The organism is Krasilnikovia cinnamomea (assembly GCF_004217545.1).
Lineage (GTDB): Bacteria > Actinomycetota > Actinomycetes > Mycobacteriales > Micromonosporaceae > Actinoplanes > Actinoplanes cinnamomeus.
Map to the genome: position 1 here is coordinate 4,021,231 of NZ_SHKY01000001.1, position 22,893 is coordinate 4,044,123.

Consider the following 22,893-nt stretch of genomic DNA (forward strand, 5'->3'; position numbering starts at 1 on the left):
AACCACGCGCCCCGCTGAACCACGCGCCCCGCTGAACCACCCGCCCAGCGCTAGCCGCGCGCACGGAAGACCCAGCTGCGCATCAGTAGGAACCGCACGGCCGTGGCCACCAGGTTGGCCACCACGAGGACGGCCACCTCGACCGCCCGCGACGCCCCGCCGGTCACCGAGTCCAGCACCGCCAGGGCGCCGCTGGTCAGCCCCAGCCCAACCGCGAAGACCAGCAGCCCCTGCGCCTGGTGCCGCCACGCCCGCCGGGTGCCGCGCACCCCGAACGTCAGCCGCCGGTTCGCCGCCGTGTTGGCCACCGCCGTCACCAGCAGCGCGACGAGGTTCGCGGCCTGCGGCCCGACCCCCACCCGCAGCAGCGCGTACAGCACCAGGTACGCGCACGTACTGGCGACGCCGACCGCGGCGAAGCGCAGCAGTTGGCCCGCCAGTCCCGCCGGGACACCCGCGACCGGCAGCGGATTGCGGCCCAGCTGTTCGCGCAGTGTGGCCACCGGCAGCCGCCCCGACGCCAGCCCGCGACCCAGCCGGACGATGCCCGTGAGGTCGGCGATCGCGGTGGCCACGATGTCCACCCGGCTGTCCGGATCGTCCACCCAGTCCACCGGCACCTCATGGATGCGCAGCCCCGAACGCTCGGCCAGCACCAGCATCTCCGTGTCGAAGAACCAGCCGGTGTCCTCGACCAGCGGCAGCAGCCGCTCGGCGACGTCCGCGCGGATAGCCTTGAAACCGCACTGGGCGTCGGAGAACCGGGCCGCCAGGGTGCCGCGCAGCAACAGGTTGTAGCCGCGGGAGATGAACTCGCGCTTGGCGCCGCGCACCACGCGGGAACCCCGGGACAGCCGGGAGCCGATGGCCAGGTCCGAGTGGCCCGAGATCAGCGGCGCGACCAGCGGCAGCAGCGCGGCCAGGTCGGTGGACAGGTCCACGTCCATGTACGCCAGCACCGCGGCGTCCGACCGGGTCCACACGTGCTTCAACGCCCGCCCGCGGCCCTTCTCGGCCAGCCGTACGGCGACGATGTCCGGCAACTCGGCGGCCAGGCGGGCGGCCACCTCCGCGGTGGTGTCGGTGCTGGCGTTGTCCGCGATCGTGATCCGGAACCGGTACGGGAACTGGTCGGCGAGGTGCGCGTGCAGGCGGCGTACGCACGGCTCCAGGTCGATCTCCTCGTTGTAGACGGGGACGACCACGTCGAGTACGGGTGTGGTCAGCGGCGTGGAGGTGGCCGCGGCGGAGGGAAGCGTCGAAAGGCTCATGCCTGAACGGTCGACCCCGGTGCTTTGCCCCGAGTGTGCCGATGCTGTGCCCGCCCTGTGAGTGCCTCGCACCCGCCGGTCGGTGTTTTGGTTGTGCTGGTCGGTTACCGCCTGCGCACCGTCCACATCGGTCGTGGACACGCCGCGCAGGCGGCTCCCGGCGAGGGGAGCCGCCTGCGGGCGGGTGTGGTGTTCGGTCACCGCGTCGTGGTGGGCGCGGTGAGGTCGTACACGGTGGTGTTGCCCACGGTTCGGGCGGTGAAGTTGGCGGCCACCCACTCGGCGATCTGGAAGCTTGCGCGGCTGCCGCCGTTCTGCCCGCCGCCGGGCCCAGCGCCCGGCATCCCGGCCGGGGCGCCACCCTGGCTGCCGGTCGTGGTGCTGCCGGTCGTGGTGCCGCCGGTTGTGGTGCCGGGGGGTGCGGTGCCGGGGGGTGCGGCGAAGCCGAGGCCGCCGAAGCCGCCGCCACCGATGAAGTAGTGGATCTTTCCCTCGCGGACGTACTGCTGGAACTGGGCCAGGGTGGGTGAGGGGTCGCTGCCGTTGAAGCCGCCGACCGGCATGACCGGCTTTCCGGTCGCGAGCTGGTAGCCCGAGGCGCTCTGCGAGCCGACGGCCGCGGCCACCCAGGTGTAGGAGTCCGCGTCGGCTTCCAGTAGCGCCTTCATCTCGGCACTGACGGTCGCCGCGTCGAGGAGGCCGCCACCGCGCATCCCGCCACCGGGGAACCCGCCGGTGTTTCCGCCCTGCTGGCCCGTCGCGCCAGGCGTGGACCCTGTTCCGTTGGGCATTCCGCCCGGGAACCCACCCGGCCCACCGGGGAATCCACCCGGCCCACCGGGGAAGCCCGGGAACCCACCGGTCGCGCCGGAAGCGTTCCCACCTGGTGCGGTGCTGCCGGGTGCGGTGCTGCCGGGTGCGGTGCTGCCGGGTGCGGTGCTGCCGGGTGCGGTGCCGCCGGGTGCGGTGCCGCCTGGTGCGGTGCCGCCGGGGAAGGTCCGGCCAGCCCGGCGCCCGTCGCCCCCCGGTCCACCGAAGCCGCCACCGGCTACCGCCGGTCCGGCCGACGGGATCGACCCGGTGTGCGCCTGCCCGGCGGTCTGCACTGCGTACGCAGCGGGCCCGGCCAGGACCGCGGCCAGCGCCAATCCCGCGCTGAGTGCCGCCGCCCGCGGACCCAGGCGCAGCGAAGCGCCAAGGACCAGGACCGCCGCCGCCAGGCCGCCGACCAGCACCACGGGACGCAACCAGGGCAGGAAGTCCGCGCTGCGACCCAGCAGCACGTACGACCACCAGGTGGTCACCGCGATCGCCGCCGACAGTGTCAACGCGGCCAGCCAGTGCCGCCGGACCCGCCACAGCAGCACCGAACCCATGCCCACGACCGCACCGACGGCCGGAGCCAGCGCGACCGTGTAGTACGCGTGGAAGATGCCCTGCATGAGGCTGAAAACCAGGCCCGTGCCGAGCAGCCAGCCACCCCACAGGATCAGCCCGGCGCGGCGCCGGTCCGTACGGCCCGCGCGGGCCGTCAGCACCAGCCCGGCGACGAGCACGATCAGCGCCGCCGGCAGCAGCCAGGAGATCTGCCCGCCCTGCTCGGCGTCGAACATGCGCAGCAGCCCGGTCTGCCCCCAGCCACCGCCGCCCGGCCGGCCGCCACCGCCGACACTGCCGGTCTCGTTGCCGCTCAACCGGCCCAACCCGTTGTAGCCCAGGGTCAGTTCGAGCAGGCTGTTGTTCTGCGACCCGCCGATGTAGGGACGCATCGAGGCGGGCACCAGCTCCACGATGGCGATGTACCAGCCCGCCGACACGACCACGGCGAGCCCGGCCAGCAGCAGCTGCCAGATCCGCTTGCCCAGCTTCGGCGGCCCGGCGATCAGATACGCCAGCGCGTACGCGGGAACCACCAGCAGGGCCTGCAGCATCTTGGTGAGGAAGCCGAAGCCGACCAGGACGCCCGCCAGCACCAGCCACCGGGTCGCGCCCCGCTCGATCGCCCGCACGGTCGCGTACGCCCCGGCCACCATCAGCAGCACGAGCAGCGCGTCGGGATTGTTGAACCGGAACATCAGCACGGCCACCGGTGTCAGCGCGGCCACCGCCCCGGCGATCAGGCCCGCCGCCGCGCCGAACCAGCGCCGCACGGTGGCGAACAGCAGGCCCACCGTGGCGACACCCATCAGCGCCTGCGGGACGAGCAGGCTCCACGCGTTCAGGCCGAACAGGCGCACCGACAGCGCCATCACCCAGAGCGACGCGGGCGTCTTGTCGACCGTGATCGAGTTCGCCGCGTCGGACGAGCCGTAGAAGAACGCCTTCCAGCTGACCGAGCCCGCCTGGACGGCGGCGGAGTAGAACGCGTTCGCCCAGCCCGACGCGCCAAGTCCCCACAGGTAGAGCACCGCGGTGACGGCGAGCAGGGCGAGCAGGGCGGGCCGGGCCCAGGCCGGGTCGGTGGCGGGGCCGCGCAGGAACGCCGACCACCGGGAGCGGTGACGGTCCGTCGGGGGCGGCGGCGCGGACTCCACCGGCGCCGCCATCGGCGGTACGGGCAACGTCGAGGTCATCGGGAATCCTTCGGGACGGTGTCGGATGCGTACCCGATGACTCTCGGGCCGTGCCCTGTCCCGCCCTTGTGGCCTCTCTATGCGCCCGCTGTGAGTCCTGCCGGCCCGCTTGTCGGGCGCGGCCCCCGGGCCTCGGCGAGCCGCGACCGCATCCACGGGTAGGGATCGGTGACGGGCCGCCGCCGCCGGCGGCACTCCGCGCGCAGGTCACGCAGCGGCTCCCCGGCCGTGTAGTACCGGCCCCGGGTCTCACCCTGTGCGTGCAGGAGCCCCAGCTCGGCCAGCCGGCCGAGGTCATCATCGGATGTTGAAGAGTTCGGGTCAGCACCTGACCCGAACTCCTCAAGATCTGTGAGGCTCACACCGTGAGTCCCTCCCGGAGCGTCCTCGGCCGCCATACTCCTCGATGCTGTTGGATTCGCGTAGGAGGCGCTCGAGATCGCCCGACGGACCGGATCGGGCGTCGTTGGACGGCGGCTGCAAGCGCTGGCCAGTGCCGGGAACACCCGCAGACTGAGCAGGGAACAGCGAGGCCGTTTCGTGGCCATTTGTTGGATCGCGCAGATATACAAGCACTTCCCTGACCCCAAGCCGGCTTACGTGGCGGACTGGAGCGAGCTGCCTCCGTGGCAGCAGGAGACCGACGCCGACATCTTCGAACGGATCGAGCAGTCGGCATCGACGCCCGGCTGATCAGGAGCCGCCCGCCGTGGCGATCATGGGGTGCCGTTCCGCGCCGGTGGCTGCGGCAGCGACCCATGATCACCGTGGCGGGGGAGGCAGGTCAGACCGTGCGGCGCTTGGCGGCGGCCTGGGCGAGGCGCTCCAGGACGGCGACGGTGGGGTCCCAGCCCATGCAGGCGTCCGTGACCGATTGGCCGTACGTCAGGTCGCCGCCCAGGTCCTGACGGCCGGGGACGAGGAAGCTCTCCAGCATCACCCCGGCGATGCCGTGCTGCCCCGCCTCCATCTGGGCGGCCACGTCGTCGGCGACCAGTGGCTGGCGCAGGTGGTCCTTGCTGCTGTTGCCGTGCGAGCAGTCGATGACCAGCCGCTCCGGCAGCCCGGCCTTGGCCAGCAACTTCAACGCGGCGGCCACGTCGGCGGCGCCGTAGTTGGGCTTGCCGCCGCCACCGCGCAACACCAGGTGGCAGTCCGGGTTGCCCCGGGTGTGCAGGATCGCCGGGGTGCCCGAGTAGTCGATGCCGGGGAAGACGTGCGACACGGCCGCCGCGTTGATCGCGTCGATGGCGGTGGAGATGCTGCCGTCGGGGCGGTTCTTCATGCCGATCGGCATGGACAGGCCCGAGGCGAGCTGCCGGTGCACCTGCGACTCCACCGTACGGGCGCCGATCGCGCCCCAGGCCACCGTGTCCGCGATGTACTGCGGGGTGATCGGGTCGAGGAACTCCACCGCCACGGGCAGCCCGTGCCGGACCACCTCCAGCAGCAGTGACCGGGCGACCCGCAGGCCGGTGCCGACGTCGCCGGTGCCGTCCAGCGCCGGGTCGTTGATCAGGCCCTTCCAGCCGACCGTGGAGCGGGGCTTCTCGAAGTACACCCGCATGACGATCAGCAGGTCGTCGGCGAGGCGGGTGGCCTGCTCGCGCAGGCGGTCCGCGTACTCGCGGGCGGCGTTCGGGTCGTGCACCGAGCAGGGGCCGACCACGACCAGCAGGCGCTGGTCCCGGCCCTCGACGATCGCCTCGACCTGGCGGCGGCTGTCCAGCACGGTGTCGTGCAGCTCGGCGACCAACGGCAGCTCGTGGTGCAGCAGCGCCGGGCTCATCAGCGGCACGACCTTCTCGATGCGCTGGTCCCGGACCCGCTGCACCTCGGGGATGGTCACGACAGTCTTCCTTCCGCCGGGCGCTCGTGGGGCCGGCGCCCCGAGCGCGAGCCGGCATGCTCGTCACAAACGAAAAGGCAGCGACGTGGTCGCTGCCTCGGCCGGCTCTGGCGGGTGTCTCAGGTCATGGGGTCATGGCCGAGGCACCGGCGGGAGCCGGCCTCGTAAACCACGAATACCAACGCGACACGTCGCACAGCATAGCCGCTGCCCGCCGTCACCGGGGGGTGTGGCCGGTCACGTGGGGTCCGGGCAGTCCGCCGCGCCGGTGGTGGGCAGCCGGACCGTGAACTCGGTGCGGCCGGGCTCGCTGCGCACCGACACCGTGCCGCCGTGCGCGGTCACCACCGCGTACACGATCGACAGGCCCAGGCCGGTGCTGCCCGCCGCCCGCGAACGGGAGCTGTCCCCCCGGGCGAAGCGCTCGAAGATGTGCGGCTGCAGCTCGGCCGGGATGCCCGGGCCGCTGTCGGTCACCCGCAGCACGGCCGCGTCGGGGGTCGCGCTCACCGCGACGGTCACGGTGGTGCCCTCGGGGGTGTGCGTACGGGCGTTGGCCAGCAGATTGGCCAGCACCTGGTGTAGCCGGGCGGAGTCGCCGAGCACCGTGACCGGTTCGTCGGGCACCTCCAGCCGCCAGTCGTGGCGGGGCCCGGCGGCGTGGGCGTCGCTGACCGCGTCCACCACCAGGGCGGTGACGTCCACCGGGTCGTGGGCCAGGGGACGGCCCGCGTCGAGGCGGGCCAGCAGCAGCAGATCCTCGACCAGCGTGGTCATCCGCTGCGCCTCGGATTCGACCCGGCGCAGGACGTGACCCACCTCCTCCGGTACGGGTTCCCCGCTGCGGCGGCTCAGCTCCGCGTACCCCCGGATCGCGGCCAGGGGGGTGCGCAGCTCGTGGCTGGCGTCCGCGACGAACTGGCGTACCTGCATCTCGCTGGCGTGCCGGGCCGCCAGGGCGTTGCCGACGTGATCCAGCATCCGGTTCAGTGCGGCGCCGACCCGGCCCACCTCGGTACGCGGGTCGGTGTCGCCCTCGGGAACGCGCTGGGCCAGTTCCACCTCGCCCCGGTCCAGCCGCTGCTCGGAGACCCGGGTGGCGGTGGCCGCCATCCGCTCCAGCGGGCGCAGGTTGCGCCGCACGATGATGGCGCCGGCCCACCCGGCGGCCAGCAGCGCCGCGAGCACCGCCACGGCCGTGACGGCGGCGACCGTGAGCAGCGTCTCCTGGGTGTCGGCCAGGGGCAGCCCGGTGACGATCGCCCCGCCCGGGGTCGGCACGGACACGACCCGGTACGCGCCGAGGCCGTCCAGGTGGACCGAGGTCGGGGTCGCGTCCGCGGGGACCTGGGCGAGGGCGGCCTGCGCCGGCGACGGCAGTGGCGCGTACTCGCCGAACAGCGGGGACCCGCTGACGCCGGTGCTGAACGGCGGGTACTCCACGCGGCCGCCCCCGGCGACCGTGTAGCCGCCGGACCCGGGCGTGGGGCCCGGGGCGGGGGCGGCGAGCACGAGGACGATCGAGCCGGGTGGCGCGCCCGGAGGCGGCAGAGTGGACCAGCGCTCGACGGGGTCCACGGCGCCGTCGCGGACGGGCGGCCCGCCGAGCGCGCGTTGCGCCGCCTCGTGGAGCTGGGCGTCGACCTGGTCGTACAGGATCTTGTGCAGGAAGACCTGCGCGGTGGCGCCGACCACGAGGCCGAGCACCGTCAGCAGGCCGATCATGACGGCGACCAGCCGGGCCCGCAGGGACCAGCCGGGCGGGTAGCGCCAGCGCGCCGCCGTCACCTCAGGCGGCGGGCTTGAGGACATAGCCCGCTCCACGCATGGTGTGGATCATCGGGTCGCGGCCCGCGTCGATCTTCTTGCGCAGGTAGGAGATGTACAGCTCGACGACGTTGGCCTGGCCCCCGAAGTCGTAGTTCCAGACCCGGTCCAGGATCTGGCTCTTGCTGAGCACCCGGCGCGGGTTGCGCATCAGGTAGCGGAGCAGCTCGAACTCCGTGGCCGTGAGGTTGACCAGGTCGCCGCCGCGGCGTACCTCGTGGCTGTCCTCGTCCAGGGTGAGGTCGCCGACGACCAGCTGCGAGTCGGCGCGCAGTGCGGCGCGGCCGCTGCGCCGCATCAGCGCGCGCAGCCGCGCCACGACCTCCTCCAGGCTGAACGGCTTGGTGACGTAGTCGTCGCCGCCCGCGGTGAGCCCGGTGATCCGGTCCTCGACGGCGTCCTTGGCGGTCAGGAACAGCACCGGCACGTCGGGGGACTCCCCGCGCAGCCGGCGCAGCACCTCCAGGCCGTCGATGTCGGGGAGCATGATGTCCAGGACGACGGCATCCGGGCGGAAGTCGCGCGCGGTGCGCACCGCGGTCGTGCCGTCCCCCGCGCTGCGCACCTCCCAGCCCTCATAGCGCAGGGCCATCGAGAGCAACTCGGCCAGCGTGGGCTCGTCGTCGACCACCATGACCCGGACCGGGCCACCGTCGGCGCGGCGCAGCTCGGTTCCGGCGTTCGCCATCGTCATGCCCCCACTGTCGGCGGCGCCGCTGTGCGCGGTCTTTCGGGTCCCTGTGTAGCACCTGTGGGTTGCCGGTCCCGGGCGCCGCACGGGCCGGAACACTCGCCGTACGCCCGATGTTGTGCCAGCGTTGAAACTTCGGCGACGCGAACGTGGGGAGCATCGGCGTGGACCTTCTCGACGAGTACCGCAGAGCGACCTTCGCCTTCGAGTCCGGCGACCCGGCCGGGGCCGCCCGCCTGCTCGAACCGATCCTGGCGGCGGAGCCGCACAACGCGGCCGTACGCCAGCTGCTGGCCCGCGCGTACTTCAACTCGGCGCAGCTGGCCGGGGCGGAGGCGCAGTTACGGGTCCTGATCGAGCGTGATCCGTCCGACCATTACGCGCACCACGTGCTCGGCCGCACCCTGGAACGGGCGGGCCGGTTCTCCGAGGCGCTGCCGCACCTGCGGCTGGCTGCCGCGATGAAGCAGCACGACGACTACGCCGAGGCGCTGCGCCGGGTGCAGATGTGGGTGGGCAAGCACGGCGGCCGCGCCGCTGGTGCCGCGTAGGCCGCCGGGCAACGCAGGCACGTGCGCATAGGATCGGAACGTGAAGCTGAAGCTGGACCTGCACGACATCTTCAACAAGGGGACCGAGATCGACCGCGCCCTGCGCGGCATCATCGACGAGGCCATCCAGAAGAAGGCGACGCTGGTCGAGATCATCCCCGGTAAGGGGTCCGGCCAGCTGAAGAAGAAGGTGCTGCGGTTCCTCGACCAGAAGGAGATCAAGCAGCTCTACCACCGGGTCGAGAAGGACGGCGACAACTGGGGCCGCCTGTTCGTGCACTTCCGCTTCGACTCCCCGGGCGGGCGCGGCCGCCGCGGCCGCTGACCCGTCACACCGTCACCGTACGGGCCACCGCCACCAGCTCCGAGGTGTGTGAGCCGACGACACCCACGTCGCCGGGGCGGGGGTGGAACCCCGGCAGGCCGGTCAGCCCGTCCGAGCCGTCCATCACCCGCAGCGTCACCGGGCCGGTCGCCCGTACGGTCAGGGTGGCCTCGATGCCCGTGCGCGGGGGCGCATGGAAGACCAGCCCGAATCCCCACCGGCCCTCGGCGGGATGATCCACCGGCAGGGCCCGGCCGGCGATGGTGGCGGCGGTGACCTCCGTCGCGGAGCCCACGTGCAGGGTGACCAGCCGGACCGGGCGCTGCGGCACGAGACGCACCCGCAAGGTACGGGTGTCACCCGCCCGGGTGTCGGACATCACGGTCAGCCGGGGGGCGGGCAGGTCCGCGGCGGGCGCGGGGCCGCTGAGCAGCCGCACCGAGCCGAGGCCGGGCAGGTTGTCGGCCACGGTCGCCGGGTCACCGGAGACGTGCCGCCCCGTCCAGCCGCGCGGGGCGGACTCTCGGCTGAGCCAGCGGGCCTGGCCGGTGTCGGCGTCCAGCGCGTACATGAGGTGGGTCGGTGCCGGGTGCGCGGCGTCGAACCGGTCGACCGCCAGCCCGGCCGCCGCACACGCCAGGGTGGCGACGGCCGCCACCAGCGCGGGCAGCGCGGCACGGCGCCGGAAGATACCGGCGACCCGCTCCCGGGCTGTGCCGCGTGGGGTCGCCTCGGCCGGGGGCGGGACGGGTGGGTGCAGCAGGTCGAGGATGGGCAGGAGGGCGAGGCCGAGCAGTGCCGCCATGAACGCCGCCACCCCCGAGGTGACCAGGCCCAGCGCGGGGAACAGCAATATCACCGCCGGCAGCAGCACCACCACGGCGACGGCGGCACCCGCGACCAGCGCCGCCACCGCGGCCCAGGCGGGCCGCAGCAGGATCGCGGCGAGCCCGGCGACGGCACCGGCCAGGGCGGGCAGCGCGGTCAGGTACGCCCCGCCCGGCGCCACCGCGGCCAGCACCAGTCCCAGCGCCGCCAGCCAGCCGAAACCGCCCACGGCCAGGGCGGCCGGGCCGACCCGGCGGCGCAGGGACGCGTACCAGGCGAGGGTGACGGTGGCGGTCAGCGCGAGCACCGCCAGGCGAAACCACAGTGGCCGGTACGGGTCGATGGGCAGCGCGGCGTACCCGGGGCGGATCAGGGTCAGGGCCGACCAGAACAGCTGGGCCAGCACCGGGGCGAGCAGCAGCGGCAGCGGCGCGAGGGCGGCACCGGCCGCCAGGGCGCGGCCCGAGGCGAGGCCGCGACGGCCGACCAGCCACCCGAGGGCCCCGGGGGCCAGCGCAGCCAGCACCGCCAGCGGCCTGGTCAGCCAGCCGGGATAGGTGACCAGGGCGCCGAACGCGGGAAAGTACGTGGCGTCCCCGCCCGCGCGCAGCCCGCCGAGGTCCCGGTCACCCAGGTCGCGGGCCAGGGCGAGCGCGTTGTCGCCGTGCTGTTGCAGGCTCGCGGTGTCCACCGTCGCCGGGACGTCCGTCGGCGCGTGATAGACCGCCGCACCGTCGATGTACGCGCTGTTCAGCCCGGCGAAGCCCGCCTCCCGGAATGCCGTGAAGTCGGTGTCGTTGGGCAGCAGCCGGTAGATCTCCACCGCGAACGACGTACCGACCGGGTGCGGGGCCCGCGCGTACGCGGCGACCAGGCGGGCGTTGTCCGCCGAGGTCTCGAACATGATCACCGGACCGGTGCTGCCCCGCGCCTCCAGGTTCAGCGCCACTCCGCCGCCACGGGCCAGCGGATGCTGGTCGACGAACGCCCGCGCGCCGCACAGGCACGCCTCCTCGGCGTCCGTCAGTACCAGCACCACGTCGTTGCGCGGGCGGGGACCCGCGAGCAGCGCCCGGGCGGTCTCCAGCACGGTGGCCACCCCGGCGGCGTCGTCGTTGCCGCCCGGCCCGGTCTGGATGGAGTCGTAGTGCGCGACCAGGTAGATCCGGCCGGTCGGCGCGGTGCCGGGCAGCAGCGTCACCACGTTGCGGACCCGGGCCACCCCCACGCCGCCCGCGTCGGCCTCCGGCTCACCACCCTGCACGCTCACCGCGTCCTGCACCTGCGGGGCGAGGCCGAGCCCGCGCAGCGTGTCCACCAATCGGGTAAGGACGCGGTCGTTCGCGGCGCTGCCGGCCACGTGCGGCTCGACCGCGATCGCCCGGACGAGGCCGGACGCGCGCCCCGCGCTGAACGCCCCGGGGTCGGCGTCCGCCGGGCGTGGGCCGGGCGGGCGCAGCCCCAGGACCACGGCCGCGCCGACCGCGACCAGCGCGGCCGCCGCCGCGAACCCGGCCAGTACCCGGTGACCTGGGTGTACCAGCGAGCGTTCGGGAGGCAGTCGCATGACAACCATCTAATCGAACATGAGTGGCGACGGGTACCCGATGGATCTCCCGGGCGCGTGACATAGCGTGGACGCGTGACCGAGCCACTCGACCCCACCGCCGTGCTCGCGGATTTCATCGACCGGGTGGCCCACTTCGACCCCGCTCCGGACGCCGCACCGGTCGCCGTGCTGGGCGTGCGTACCGCGCTGGGTGAGGGCACCTTCGCCGTGGGTGATCATGTGGTGCGGGCGATGTGCCGGGCGCTGGCCTCGTACCGGGACCCCGCCGACCACGGCACCTGCAGCCAGTGCGGCAGCCGCCGCCTCGACGAGAATTTGCACTGCCGTGAATGTGGACAACTGCACGGAATTCTGGGCGAGGTGATCGCCCGGCACGCGCTCCGGGTCGCCCAGGAAGCCACCGTCGCCGACCCCACGGCCACGGACCCCGGGAAAGCCGCGGCCATGGACGCCCAGACCGTGGACGCCAGCACCGTGGACGCCAGCACCGTGGGCGAACCGAGACCGTGACGGCCGCCCGCCCTGTGCCCGCTGGTGCGGCCGCTCGTTCCCCGGAGCGGCTGCGCGTCCTGCTCGTCGAGGACGACGAAGGCGACGCGTACCTGGTGCGTGAGCTGCTCAGCGAGGCCGACTCCGCGTTCGACCTGCAGGTGGCGACCACCCTGGGCCAGGCGCGGGATCTGATGGCGGGTATCCACTGCGTGCTGCTGGACCTCGGGCTGCCGGACGCCGAGGGCATCGACGGGCTGCGCAAGCTGCTGGCGGTCGCGGGCCACGCGGCCGTCTGCGTCCTGACCGGTCGCAGCGACGAGCACCTGGGGGTCGCCGCGGTCGCCGAAGGCGCCCAGGACTACCTGGTGAAGGGCCAGGTGGACGGCGTCCTGCTGAGCCGGGCGCTGCGGTACGCGGTCGAGCGCAAGCGCGCCGACGAGAACACCCGGCGGTTGCGCGAGGCGGAACTGCGCCAGGCCGAGTCGGCCCGGCTGGAACGGGGTCTGCTGCCGCAGCCGCTGATGGACACCACCGAGGTCGCGGTGCACACGTTCTACCGCTCCGGGCGGGCGCTGGGCCTGCTCGGCGGCGACTTCTTCGACGTCGTCCAGGTGGGCGAGGACCGGCTGCACGTCATCGTCGGCGACGTGTGCGGGCACAGCGTGGACGAGGCCGCGCTCGGCGTGGAACTGCGCGTCGCGTGGCGGGCGCTGGTGCTGGCCGGGGTGCCCGACGGGGAGATCCTCGGCGCGCTGGAACAGGTACTCATGTCGGAACGGCGGGCCCGGGAGATCTTCGCCACGGTCGCCTCCGTCGTGCTCGACCTGCCCCGCAACCGGGCCACGGTCCGGCTGGCCGGACACCCGGCGCCCATCCTGCTGCGCGGGGGCCGGGCCCAGCCGGTCGCGGCGAGTCGTGGCATCGTGCTGGGGGTGTTACCCACCCCGACCCCCGCGACCGAGCTGGATCTCTCCGGCGACGACTGGTCCCTGCTGATGTACACCGACGGGCTCATTGACGGGCGTACCGGCCCCGGCGACGACCGCCTCGAGGTGCCCGGCCTGTGCGCGCTGCTGGACGAACCGGACGCCCGGCAGGTGCCCCTGCCCGCCCTGCCGGCGTGGCTGGTCGGCCGGGCCGAACGGGCCAACGGCGGGCCGCTGGCCGACGACGTGGCGATGCTGCTGCTTTCCCGGGGCGGCGGCCGATGAGGCTGTTCGCCGTGCGCGCGTGGACGATGCGGCGCCGGGTGATGGCGCTGTGCTTCGCGGCCGGTGTGGTGCTGGCCGGGCTCGGCATCGGCGCGGCGGTCATCGCGGCGCGCAGCAACGAACACATCGACACCCTGATCAATCGCACCGGCCCGATGCGGATAGCCGGTGAGACCCTGTCGACGTCACTGGTCGACCAGGAGACCGCGGTGCGCGGGTTCGCGATCAGCGGCAAGGAGGAGAGCCTCCAGCCTTACCTGGCGGGGCGCATCGCCGAGCAGCAGAGCGAGGAGAGGATCGACAAGGCCCTCGACCAGCACGCCGATCCCGAGATCCGCGACGCGCTCCAGGAGGTGCGGCGCCGCGCGGACGCCTGGCGCGTCGCCGTCGCCGAGCCGATCATCGCGGGGAAACGGCGGGGCGGGCCGGACGCCCAGCAGGCAGTGCGGCTCGCCGCCGACACGACCTCCTTCGACCCGGTGCGCACGGCGGTCGCGGAGCTGCAGATGCGCGTCCTCGTGATGCGCGAGCAGTCCGTGGACAACGTGCGGCAGACCTCCGGCACGCTGCTCGTCCTGGAGATAGCCGCGGCCGGGATCGTCCTGGTCGCGGGCGCGCTGCTGCTGTTCCTGCTGGACCGCATGGTCACCCGCCCGATCCTCGGCCTCGCCGCCCAGGTACGGGAGGTGGCCGCGGGCAACTACGACCGGCAGATCACCAGCCGAGGCTCGCCCGAGCTGGTCGCGCTCGCCGCGGACGTGGACGCGATGCGCCGCCAGATCGCCTCGGAGCTCGCCGAGGTACGCGAGGCGCGCGGCCAGGTCGAGTGGGTCAACGACCAGCTCAAACAGCAGGCCGACGAGCTGACCCGGTCCAATCGCGACCTGGAGCAGTTCGCGTACGTCGCCTCGCACGACCTGCAGGAGCCGCTGCGCAAGGTGGCCAGCTTCTGCCAGCTGCTGCAACGCCGGTACGCGGGCCAGCTCGACGAGCGCGCCGACCAGTACATCGCGTTCGCGGTGGACGGCGCGCAGCGCATGCAGCAGCTCATCAACGACCTGCTGGCCTTCTCCCGGATCGGGCGGCTGACCTCCGGCTTCACCGACGTCGACCTGGATCAGGTGCTGACCCGGGTGTCGTCCGAGCTGGAGTCGCGGACCGGCACCGACGGCCGCATCGAGTGGTCCGCCCTGCCCACGGTCGAGGGGGAGGAGGCGCTGCTGACGACGCTCTTCGTCAACCTGGTCGGCAACGCGCTGAAGTTCCACCGCCCCGGCGTCCCCCCGGTGGTGCGGGTCAGTGCGGAACAGGACGAGCGGGAGTGGCGGATCAACGTCCGCGACAACGGCATCGGCATCGAGGCCGAGTTCGCCGACAAGGTCTTCGTGATCTTCCAACGGCTGCATCCCAGGGACGCCTACGAGGGCACCGGGATCGGGCTGGCGATCGTCAAGAAGATCGTCGAATACCATGGCGGCCGGATCTGGCTGGACCTCGATGTGGACGAGGGCACCTCGATCTGGTTCACCCTGCCGCTGCTGGCCGGGGTACCCGTTGAACCCGACAAGGAGGCCACCGCATGACCGGCGCGACGCGGCTGGACGGCACGCCGATCGAGGTGCTGCTCGTAGAGGACGACCCGGGCGACGTGTTGATGACGCAGGAGGCGTTCCAGGAACACAAGGTCCGCAACCGGCTCACGGTCGTCCCCGACGGGGCCGAGGCGTTGGCCTACCTGCGTCGCGAGGGCGCGTACGCGGACTCGATCCGGCCCGACCTGATCCTGCTCGACCTGAATCTGCCCAAGCGGGACGGTCGCGAGGTCCTCGCCGAGATCAAGAAGGATCCGGACCTGGGCCGGATCCCCGTGGTGGTGCTCACCACGTCGGCGGCGGACGAGGACATCCTGCGCAGCTACGAGTTGCACGCCAACGCGTACGTCACCAAGCCGGTCGACTTCGACCGGTTCATCTCGGTGATTCGGCAGATCGACGAGTTCTTCGTCAGCGTGGTCAGGTTGCCGCCTCGTGGTTGAGGAGGTCGCTGCGCTTGTCCGGGAGGTCGCCCGTACCGTCGTGCTGCCGCGCTTCCGGCGGCTGGCGGCCGCCGACGTCCGGGAGAAGGCACCCGGCGACGTGGTGACCGTGGCCGACGCGGAGGCCGAACGGGCGCTCACCGCCGGGCTGACCGGGCTGCTGCCCGGCTCGGTCGTGGTGGGGGAGGAGGCGGTGGCCGCCGATCCCGGCGTGCTGGACCGGCTCGGCGACGACGGCGCGGTGTGGGTGGTCGACCCGGTCGACGGAACGGCCAACTTCGCGTCCGGGCGGACCCCGTTCGCGGTGATGGTGGCGCTGCTGCGCGGCGGCGAGACGGCCGCCGGGTGGATCCTCGATGTGCCCGGCGACTCGATGGTGGTGGCCGAGCGCGGCGCGGGCGCCTTCCGCGACGGGGTGCGGATCACCGCGCGGACCGACGTTCCGCCCGCGGGCACCCTCACCGGCTCCGTGCCGTCCCGCTACTTCCCGGAGGACCTGCGGCGCCGGGTGGACGCGCACGGCCCGCAGCTGGGCACGGTCACCTCGGGCAAGCACTGCGCCGGTTACGAGTACCCGGCGGTCGCCACGGACGCGCAGCAGTTCGCCCTGTTCTGGAAGGTCATGCCGTGGGACCACCTGCCGGGCGCGCTGATCGTGCGCGAGGCGGGCGGCGCCGTCCGGCACTTCGACGGTGCCGAGTACCGGCCGGGCTCCACCGGGCCCGGCCTGATCGTGGCCGCCAACCCCGGCATCTGGGACCAGGTGCACGACACGCTGCTGCCGGCGGGGCGCTGATGTCGGCGTACCTGGAATCGCTGTTCGGTCTGCGCGGCCGCACCGCGGTCGTGACCGGTGGCAGCTCGGGCATCGGCCGGGCGATGGCGGTCGCGCTCGGCGCGGCCGGCGCCCGCGTCGTGCTGCTCGCGCGCCGCTCCGGCCCGCTGGGCGACGCGGTCGCGGACCTCGCGGCCGTGGGCGCTTCCGCGGCCGCGATCAGCGCGGACCTCGCCGACCGGGCGGCGGTCACGGCCGCCGCCGACGAGATCGTCGATCGGTACGGGGAGCCGGACGTGCTCGTCAACGCCGCGGCCGTCAACCACCGCCCGCCGCTGCCCCAGCTCACCGACGCCGACTGGGACCAGACGCTGGCCGCGAACCTCACCGCGCCGTTCCTGCTCGGACAGCGGTTCGCCCCGGCGATGGCGGCGCGCGGCTGGGGCCGGATCATCAATGTGGCGTCCCAGCAGGCATTCCGGGCGTACGGCAACAGCGGCGCCTACGGCGTGTCCAAGGCCGGGCTCGTCGCGTTGACCAGGTCGCAGGCCGAGGCGTGGTCGCGGTACGGCGTGTGCTGCAACGCGATCGCGCCGGGCGTGGTGGAGACCCCGTTGACCGGGGAACTCTTCGCCGACCCGGCGCGGGCCGCCGGGCACGCCGCCCGCGCCATGATCGGCCGCAACGGGGTGCCCACCGACTTCGCGGGCTGCGTGCTGTTCCTGGCCGGCGACGCGGGCGCCGCGGTAACCGGCCAGACACTCTTCGTCGATGGTGGGTATTCGGCCACGTAAGCGGTCTGCCACCAGGGCCTCCGGCGGGGTAGAGTCACCGGCGCTCATGATTGGTGGAGGTAGACCGTGGCGGCGACTCTCCTTCGGCGGTGCTGGTCCGTGCCCGTCGTGCTGCTGGCCGCCCTCGCCGCGTTACTGATGGTCGCGCCGACGCCGGCGCACGCCGACCCGGAGGGCGGCACGAAGACCCTGCGCGACGCCCTGGAGTCGGCCGCCAAGGGTCACCTGGAAGCCACCGCGAAGCTCAACGCCTCCAAGAAGCGCCAGGTCCAGCTACGGGACACCCTCAAGCAGGCGCAGGCCGACGCCGCCCGGATGCAGGGCCAGGTCCAGGTCACCGCGGGGCGGGCCTACCGGTACGGGCGGGTCACCACGATGACCCTGCTGCTTAACAGCAGCTCCCCGGACGCGTTCCTGGACCGGATGGCCCGGCTCGACGCGATGGCCCAGCTGGACGGCCGGGCGCTGGCCGACTACCGCCGGGCCGTGAACACCACGAAGGCGGCCCAGCAGGCGATCACCCGCGAGATCGCCGAGCAGGAGAAGCAGGTCGAGATCCTGGCCCGCAAGAAGAAGGAGGCCGAGCTGGCGCTGGCCAGCGTCGGCGGCGGCCGGGTGGCGGGCGGGTTCATCGACGTCAACTCCCCGCTGGCCAAGCCCGCACCGCGCAACTCGGACGGGTCGTGGCCGAAGGAGTCCTGCACGGTCGACGACCCCACCACCGGCGGCTGCATCACCCCTCGGCTGCTCAACTCCTACCGGCAGGCGCGGTCGGTGGGGTTCACGCACTTCACGTCCTGCTTCAGCGAACGCTCCTCCGGGGAGCACCCCAGGGGCCGGGCCTGCGACTTCTCCTCCAACAAGTCCACGTTCCGCACCTCCGCCGCCACGGGAAGCGACAAAACGTACGGGGACCGGCTCGCCGCTTACTTCGTCAAGAACGCCTCCCGCCTCGGCGTCATGTACGTCATCTGGTTCCGGCAGATCTGGCTGCCCAACACCGGCTGGCGGTCGTACAGCGGCTCGGGCAGTGCGTCCGCCGCGCACACCAACCACGTCCACTTGTCCGTCCTGTGACTGGTTTCGGCCGGTAACATCCGCGCGATGGACGCACCACCGCGCGCGCTGCCCTCGGGACTGGCCACCGCCCTGGTCTTCGCCGCCAGCGGGGCCGTGCTCGTGCTGGAGATCGTCGCGCTGCGGCTGGTCGGCCCGTACGTCGGGATCACGCTGCAGGTGAGCAGCTCGGTCATCGGCATCGCGCTGGGTGCCATCGCGTACGGCACCTGGCTGGGCGGGCGGCTGGCCGACCGGTACGACCCGCGCACCCTGCTGGCCCCGGCGCTGATCCTCGCCGCCATCGGCACCGCGCTCACCCTGCCGCTGGTCCGCTTCGGCGGGGAGATCCTGCGCGGCGGCGCGGCCTCCGCCGTGCTGCTACTGGCCGCGCTGGCGGTCTTCCCGCCCGCCTTCCTGCTTTCCGGCATCACCCCACTCGTGGTCAAGCTGCAACTGCGCGACCTGCACCGGACCGGGCACGTGGTGGGACGGCTGTCCAGCATCGGCACGCTCGGGGCGATCACCGCCACCCTCGGCACCGGGTTCGTGCTGGTCGCCGCGCTGCCCAGCAGCTGGATCGTGCTGGGCCTGGCCGGGCTGCTCGGAGTCGGCGGGCTCGCGCTGGGCGCCTACCTGCGCCGCCACGAGACCGGGCGGCCGCGAGCCCGCGCGGTGGTGACCACGGTCGGGCTGCTGGTAGCGGGCCTGGGGGCGAGCGCGCCGACCCCGTGTGACGTGGAGACCGCGTACCACTGTGCCCGCGTCGAGCGGGACCCGGCCGTGCCGGGCGGGCGGACCCTGGTGCTCAACTCGGCGGCGCACTCGTACGTCGACCTGGCCGACCCGACCCGCCTGGGGTTCGCGTACGTGCGGTGGCTCGGCGCCATCGCCGACGTGCAGGCCCCGCGCGGCGTTCCCGTCGCCGCCCTGCACGTGGGGGGCGGCGGGTTCACCCTGCCCGCGTACGTGCGCGCCAGCCGGCCGGGCAGCGATCAGCTCGTCCTCGAACTCGACGGCGCCCTGGTCGACCTGGACCGCCGCGAGCTGGGCCTGCGTACCGGCCCCGACCTGCGCGTCCGGGTCGGCGACGCGCGGGTGGGGGTGGCCGCCCAGCCCGCCGCCCGGTACGACCTGGTGATCGGCGACGCGTTCAGCCACCTCGTCGTCCCGTGGCACCTCGCCACCCGGGAGATGGCCGCCGACATCGCCCGGGTGCTGCGCCCCGGCGGCTGGTACGCCCAGAACGTCATCGACTACCCGCCGCGCCGGTTCCTGCGTGCCGAGCTGGCCACGGTCGCGGCGGCCTTCCCGTACGTCGCGCTGGTCGCGCCCCCGGCCGCGCTCACCGGGCCCGCCGGGTCGAACTTCGTCATCCTCGCGGCCGCGCGGCCGCTGCCGCTGTCCGTGCTGCGGGACCGGCTGGCCGAGGTCGGCGAGGCGGTCACCGTGCTGGAGGGGCGGGAGCTGGCCGCGTTCGTCGGCGACGCGCGGGTGCTCACCGACGACTACGCGCCAGTGGATCAACTGCTGGCGGGCTGAGTTTCAGCCGCTTGTTCGAACCACGCGGCCGAGTTCGCACCGTTTTCCCGGACGGCCCGTCCGGGGGTCGCCGACCGGGCAACAATCGGCTCATGGGGTGGGTGGCGCGGGGCGGCAGACAGGACACCGGCCACATCGGTGGCCGATACCGCCTCGTGGAGCGGCTCGGCACCGGCGGGATGTCCGTTGTCTGGCGGGGCTTCGACGAGATCCTCGGCCGCGAGGTCGCGGTCAAGGTGCTGTCCCCCCAACTCGCCCGCGACGCCGCGTTCCGCGACCGGCTGCGCCAGGAGGCGCTGGCCGCCGCCCGGCTGTGTCACCCGCACATCACCGGGATCTTCGACTTCGGTGAGTCCCCGCTGTCCGAGCGGCTCACCGTCCCGTACGTGGTGATGGAGCTGAATGACGGCGAGTCCGTCGGGGCCCGGCTGCGCCGGGACGGCCCCCTGCCGTGGCGCGACGCGGTCTCCGTCGCGGTCGACGTGGCGTCGGCGCTGGCCACCGCACACGCCCGGGGCGTCGTGCACCGCGACGTCACCCCCGCCAACGTCATGCTCACCGGATCGGGCGCCAAGGTCGTCGACTTCGGCATCTCGGCGCTGGTGGGCCAGCGCGACTCGGCCCCCGACGGCAGCCTGCTCGGCACCCCCGCGTACCTGGCGCCGGAGCGCCTCGCCGGCGGCCAGGTCTCACCCGCCACCGACGTGTACGCCCTCGGCCTGCTGCTGTACCGGGCGCTCACCGCCCGCCTGCCCTGGCCCGCCGAAACCACCACCGAGGCGCTGCGCGCCCACCTGTACGCCGACCCCGAACCGGTGCCGGAACTGCCCGGGATGCCGGTGGAGGTGGCGCTGGTGTGCCTGCGCTGCCTGGCCAAGGACCCGGAGGACCGGCCCGGGGCGGGGGAGGTGGCGCACACCCTCGCCGAGATCATCGGGGTGCAGCCGATCATCCCGCCGATCGGCGGCGCGGAGCGGCCGGCCGTATCGGTGGACGTCGACGCGACCGTGCCGGACGCGCGCCCCGCCGCCGTGCCGTCGGCCGTTCACGTTCCGGCGCCCGGCGGGCCCGCCCGCCGGGTCACCGGCAACGGTCACGGACCCCAGGACCGGCGCGCCCGGACCGCTGCGCGGGTACCCGCACGCACCGGCGGGCCCGCGATCACCTGGCGGCGCATGCCGTCCCGGTCCCCGGCCCGGCCCGGCGCGCGCCGGGCCAAGTCGTCGAGCCCGGCGGAGCCGAGCGGGCCGCCCGCCCGGGGCGGGCGTCCGGTCCGGGCCGCGCTCCGGGTTCTCCGGCTCCGCGCCGGGCTGCGGATCGGCGCCGCCCTGCGGCTGGGCGTCGCGCGACCGCTCGGCGGCGGCCTGTTCGCCGGTGGCCGGCTCCGCCGCCGCGCCTTCGGCACCGGCCTCGGGCTGGCCGCCGACGGCCGGGGCGGCAGGGGCACGGGACACTGGGCGGCGTTCGCGGCCCGGCACGGCCTGCAGGCCGTGGCGCTCACGCTGACCCTGCTGGTGGCGGTCGGCGTGGCCTGGTCGGCGGCGCGGGAACCCACCGACGTGGACGACAACCAGGCGGCCGCCGCCGGTACCGGTACCCCCGCGCTGACCCAGCGCCGCCCGGACTGCAAGGTGCGCTACCAGGTACGGCAGGACACCGGCACCGGCTTCGAGGCGCTCGTGACCGTGTTCAACACGAGCGACCGCGTGCTGCGCCGCTGGCGGATGTCCTTCCTCTACCCGGGTAGCCAGCGGATCGTCGAGGCCCCGTCCACGGTCACCCAGCATGGCCGGAAAGTCGTCCTGCGCGCGGCCGGTGGCACGACGCTGGCGCCGCGCCGGGGGGTGTCCGTGATCCTGCACGGCGCGTACCGGGAGACCAACCCGTTGCCGTTGGCCTTCACCGTCGACAGCAGTCCGTGCCGGGCCGAGGTGCTCGGGGTGGCGACCGTCGCGGTGAACACCGAGGACAGCCCGGTCACCGAGGCGGCGGGCAAGGGCCGGACGGCGGGGCGCGGCGCGGACCGCGGCAGCACCGGCAGCGGCGCGGGCGCCGGCTCGGGTGCCGCCACCGCACCGGCGACGCGTTCGGACGGCGGCGCGGGATCCGGGCGCACCGGTGGGCGTACCTCGATGATCGGGACGGAGGAGACACCGAGTGTTCCGGCTGCCGGTGCGCCCAGCCCCGGCCCGGTCGGCGGGGGACCGCTGCCCGGCGTCGGTGGACGGGCCGGTCCGGCGGCGGGGTTCGCATCGAGCCCGCGCCTCGGTGTGCTGGTGCCGGACTCGGGGACGGGCGCAGCGGCCGATCGAGGCTCGGTCGAGAAGGTCAAGCGCCGCCCGGCCCCGGCCCCGGCCCACCGGCACCCGCACACCGGACCGGCCGGGCCCCCAGCCGGGCGAGGCCCGTGGATCTCCGTATGACGTTCACCGCGGGTGGTGCTCAGCCCGCGTCACCATCCCGCCACCACCGCAGGGCCGCGGCGGCGGTACGGGTGTCGCGATGGTCAGGCCCCAACAATCGCTCGGCGTCGGCGAGAACCCGTGCCATCAGGTCGATCGCCGCTTGGTTCTCTCCGGCGGCTCGGAAGGTGTAGGCGAGATCGACTCGTGCATTGCGAGTGTCGGGGTGATCCTCGCCCAGCTCCGACTCGGCGTCGGCGAGGCTGCGCTTGAGCAGGTCGATGCGGGCGCCGGCGTTGCCGGCCGAACGGTGCGCCACGGCCAGATATGACCGCGCGAGCGCAGTGTCGGGGTGGTCGACGCCCAGCAGTTGCTCGCGATCCGCGAGGACCCGGCGTAGCAGGACCGCGGCCTGGTCGGCAAGTCCCTCCGCGGCGTACGCGAGGGCGAGCTCGATCCGCGCGGCGAGGGTATCGCGGTGGGTGCTACCCAGCGTTTGCTCGGCGACGGCGAGTGCCTCAGCCTTCGCGCGCAGGACGTCGGTCGGAAGGGCCTTAGGTGCCGCCTCACGCTCGGCGGCGCTCACCGGCGCCAGGAACCGCACCGGATCGGCGGTGGAAGATCCCGCACGACTGGCGCCCACCGCGACCCGTCTTGTCTCGGCGCGGTGTGACTGGTCTCGGCTGCCCGTAGGGAGCCGGTCGTGTTGCGTACTGTCTGGATCGGTCAGCATCAGCACGGAATGGGCGCGGGCTGCGAGATCCTGAAGGTCGCTCGGGGCCAATTGACGGAGAGCGGCATGCAGCCGGTCCCGGCACGTCCGGACGGTGGCTGGGTCGGTGTCCAATGCAGACAACTGATCCACTGCGATGCCAGCGCCCGCATCACCGGCAAGGCTGCGCGCCAACGTCTCCCGCAAGGCACGAACGGCGCCTAACACCCGGGGCTGCCGCCGAGCGGTCTCCGAGGCGGCCGTGCGCAACGCCGCGCACACAAGATCGGCAACGGATGAATGTTCCATGACAGCGCCTCCGGTTCGGCCGGTCACTCCCGCGGATGGTGGCGCTCCACGCGCTGGAGGTCTGGCGAGTTATAGAGGGC

Annotated in this window: 18 protein-coding genes; 11 read left to right on the forward strand and 7 right to left on the reverse strand. The window is 73.7% G+C overall.

Annotated features, from left to right (window positions below):
- Positions 1 to 50 precede the first annotated feature (50 nt).
- From EV385_RS18185 to EV385_RS18210, 5 genes are all read right to left on the reverse strand, one after another.
- Positions 51 to 1,271: a bifunctional glycosyltransferase family 2/GtrA family protein gene (locus EV385_RS18185; RefSeq protein ID WP_130510545.1), complete on the reverse strand. Its 1,221-nt coding sequence runs from the start codon at positions 1,269 to 1,271 to the stop codon at positions 51 to 53.
- A gap of 197 nt (positions 1,272 to 1,468) precedes the next feature.
- On the reverse strand, positions 1,469 to 3,844 hold the full coding sequence (locus tag EV385_RS18190; RefSeq protein ID WP_130510546.1) for an ArnT family glycosyltransferase: 2,376 nt from the start codon (positions 3,842 to 3,844) through the stop codon (positions 1,469 to 1,471).
- Positions 3,845 to 4,628: 784 nt separating this feature from the next.
- A complete protein-coding gene (locus tag EV385_RS18200) occupies positions 4,629 to 5,693 on the reverse strand; it encodes a 3-deoxy-7-phosphoheptulonate synthase (RefSeq protein ID WP_130510547.1) in 1,065 nt (354 codons plus the stop codon).
- Between the two features lie 237 nt (positions 5,694 to 5,930).
- Positions 5,931 to 7,505 carry a sensor histidine kinase gene (locus EV385_RS18205; RefSeq protein WP_130510548.1) on the reverse strand — a complete coding sequence of 525 codons (1,575 nt, stop codon included), beginning with the start codon at positions 7,503 to 7,505 and terminating at the stop codon, positions 5,931 to 5,933.
- Entirely contained in the window at positions 7,483 to 8,214 is a 732-nt protein-coding gene (locus EV385_RS18210; RefSeq protein ID WP_130510549.1) for a response regulator transcription factor, read from the reverse strand. Before EV385_RS18210 ends, EV385_RS18205 begins: the two co-directional genes overlap by 23 nt.
- Positions 8,215 to 8,375: 161 nt before the next feature.
- Between EV385_RS18210 and EV385_RS18215 the strand changes: the two genes are divergently transcribed.
- Entirely contained in the window at positions 8,376 to 8,762 is a 387-nt protein-coding gene (locus tag EV385_RS18215; protein ID WP_130510550.1) for a tetratricopeptide repeat protein, read from the forward strand.
- Between the two features lie 40 nt (positions 8,763 to 8,802).
- Positions 8,803 to 9,087, forward strand: a complete 285-nt coding sequence (locus tag EV385_RS18220; protein ID WP_130510551.1) for a Smr/MutS family protein — start codon at positions 8,803 to 8,805, stop codon at positions 9,085 to 9,087.
- A gap of 4 nt (positions 9,088 to 9,091) precedes the next feature.
- On the opposite strand, the gene EV385_RS18225 is transcribed toward EV385_RS18220, so the two are convergent.
- The gene (locus EV385_RS18225; protein WP_130510552.1) at positions 9,092 to 11,482 is read right to left on the reverse strand and encodes a M28 family peptidase; all 2,391 of its coding nucleotides are present in this window, start codon (positions 11,480 to 11,482) and stop codon (positions 9,092 to 9,094) included.
- A 75-nt stretch (positions 11,483 to 11,557) separates the two neighbouring features.
- On the opposite strand from EV385_RS18225, the gene EV385_RS18230 reads away from it, so the two are divergent.
- The 9 genes from EV385_RS18230 to EV385_RS18270 all read left to right on the forward strand — a co-directional run bounded on the left by EV385_RS18230 (position 11,558) and on the right by EV385_RS18270 (position 21,813).
- Positions 11,558 to 11,995, forward strand: coding sequence for a hypothetical protein (locus EV385_RS18230; RefSeq protein WP_242624947.1), 438 nt, complete (start codon positions 11,558 to 11,560; stop codon positions 11,993 to 11,995).
- Positions 11,992 to 13,188, forward strand: a complete 1,197-nt coding sequence (locus EV385_RS18235) for a PP2C family protein-serine/threonine phosphatase (protein WP_130510553.1) — start codon at positions 11,992 to 11,994, stop codon at positions 13,186 to 13,188. Before EV385_RS18230 ends, EV385_RS18235 begins: the two co-directional genes overlap by 4 nt.
- Positions 13,185 to 14,771: a sensor histidine kinase gene (locus EV385_RS18240; protein WP_130510554.1), complete on the forward strand. Its 1,587-nt coding sequence runs from the start codon at positions 13,185 to 13,187 to the stop codon at positions 14,769 to 14,771. The genes EV385_RS18235 and EV385_RS18240 overlap by 4 nt, the downstream gene beginning before the upstream one ends.
- The gene (locus EV385_RS18245; RefSeq protein ID WP_130510555.1) at positions 14,768 to 15,223 is read left to right on the forward strand and encodes a response regulator; all 456 of its coding nucleotides are present in this window, start codon (positions 14,768 to 14,770) and stop codon (positions 15,221 to 15,223) included. The genes EV385_RS18240 and EV385_RS18245 overlap by 4 nt, the downstream gene beginning before the upstream one ends.
- On the forward strand, positions 15,216 to 16,019 hold the full coding sequence (locus EV385_RS18250; RefSeq protein ID WP_130510556.1) for an inositol monophosphatase family protein: 804 nt from the start codon (positions 15,216 to 15,218) through the stop codon (positions 16,017 to 16,019). The genes EV385_RS18245 and EV385_RS18250 overlap by 8 nt, the downstream gene beginning before the upstream one ends.
- A complete protein-coding gene (locus EV385_RS18255; protein WP_207229866.1) occupies positions 16,019 to 16,792 on the forward strand; it encodes an SDR family NAD(P)-dependent oxidoreductase in 774 nt (257 codons plus the stop codon). Before EV385_RS18250 ends, EV385_RS18255 begins: the two co-directional genes overlap by 1 nt.
- 66 nt (positions 16,793 to 16,858) lie before the next feature.
- Complete coding sequence (locus EV385_RS18260) at positions 16,859 to 17,869, forward strand: coiled-coil domain-containing protein (protein ID WP_130510557.1); 1,011 nt, start codon at positions 16,859 to 16,861, stop codon at positions 17,867 to 17,869.
- Positions 17,870 to 17,896: 27 nt separating this feature from the next.
- Positions 17,897 to 19,390 (forward strand): fused MFS/spermidine synthase, encoded by a 1,494-nt coding sequence (locus tag EV385_RS18265; RefSeq protein ID WP_130510558.1) that lies wholly within the window; start codon positions 17,897 to 17,899, stop codon positions 19,388 to 19,390.
- Positions 19,391 to 19,482: 92 nt separating this feature from the next.
- Positions 19,483 to 21,813 carry a protein kinase domain-containing protein gene (locus tag EV385_RS18270; protein WP_130510559.1) on the forward strand — a complete coding sequence of 777 codons (2,331 nt, stop codon included), beginning with the start codon at positions 19,483 to 19,485 and terminating at the stop codon, positions 21,811 to 21,813.
- Between the two features lie 19 nt (positions 21,814 to 21,832).
- On the opposite strand, the gene EV385_RS18275 is transcribed toward EV385_RS18270, so the two are convergent.
- Positions 21,833 to 22,813 (reverse strand): tetratricopeptide repeat protein, encoded by a 981-nt coding sequence (locus EV385_RS18275; RefSeq protein WP_130510560.1) that lies wholly within the window; start codon positions 22,811 to 22,813, stop codon positions 21,833 to 21,835.
- Positions 22,814 to 22,893: the final 80 nt, after the last annotated feature.

Bases quoted from the DNA above. Each gene is read 5' to 3' on its own strand.
- EV385_RS18190 (WP_130510546.1), bottom strand. From the start codon at position 3,844: ATGACCTCGACGTTGCCCGTACCGCCGATGGCGGCGCCGGTGGAGTCC.
- EV385_RS18225 (WP_130510552.1), bottom strand. From the start codon at position 11,482: ATGCGACTGCCTCCCGAACGCTCGCTGGTACACCCAGGTCACCGGGTA.
- EV385_RS18240 (WP_130510554.1), top strand. From the start codon at position 13,185: ATGAGGCTGTTCGCCGTGCGCGCGTGGACGATGCGGCGCCGGGTGATG.
- EV385_RS18205 (WP_130510548.1), bottom strand. From the start codon at position 7,505: ATGTCCTCAAGCCCGCCGCCTGAGGTGACGGCGGCGCGCTGGCGCTAC.
- EV385_RS18185 (WP_130510545.1), bottom strand. From the start codon at position 1,271: ATGAGCCTTTCGACGCTTCCCTCCGCCGCGGCCACCTCCACGCCGCTG.
- EV385_RS18255 (WP_207229866.1), top strand. From the start codon at position 16,019: ATGTCGGCGTACCTGGAATCGCTGTTCGGTCTGCGCGGCCGCACCGCG.
- EV385_RS18210 (WP_130510549.1), bottom strand. From the start codon at position 8,214: ATGACGATGGCGAACGCCGGAACCGAGCTGCGCCGCGCCGACGGTGGC.
- EV385_RS18275 (WP_130510560.1), bottom strand. From the start codon at position 22,813: ATGGAACATTCATCCGTTGCCGATCTTGTGTGCGCGGCGTTGCGCACG.
- EV385_RS18245 (WP_130510555.1), top strand. From the start codon at position 14,768: ATGACCGGCGCGACGCGGCTGGACGGCACGCCGATCGAGGTGCTGCTC.
- EV385_RS18265 (WP_130510558.1), top strand. From the start codon at position 17,897: ATGGACGCACCACCGCGCGCGCTGCCCTCGGGACTGGCCACCGCCCTG.
- EV385_RS18270 (WP_130510559.1), top strand. From the start codon at position 19,483: ATGGGGTGGGTGGCGCGGGGCGGCAGACAGGACACCGGCCACATCGGT.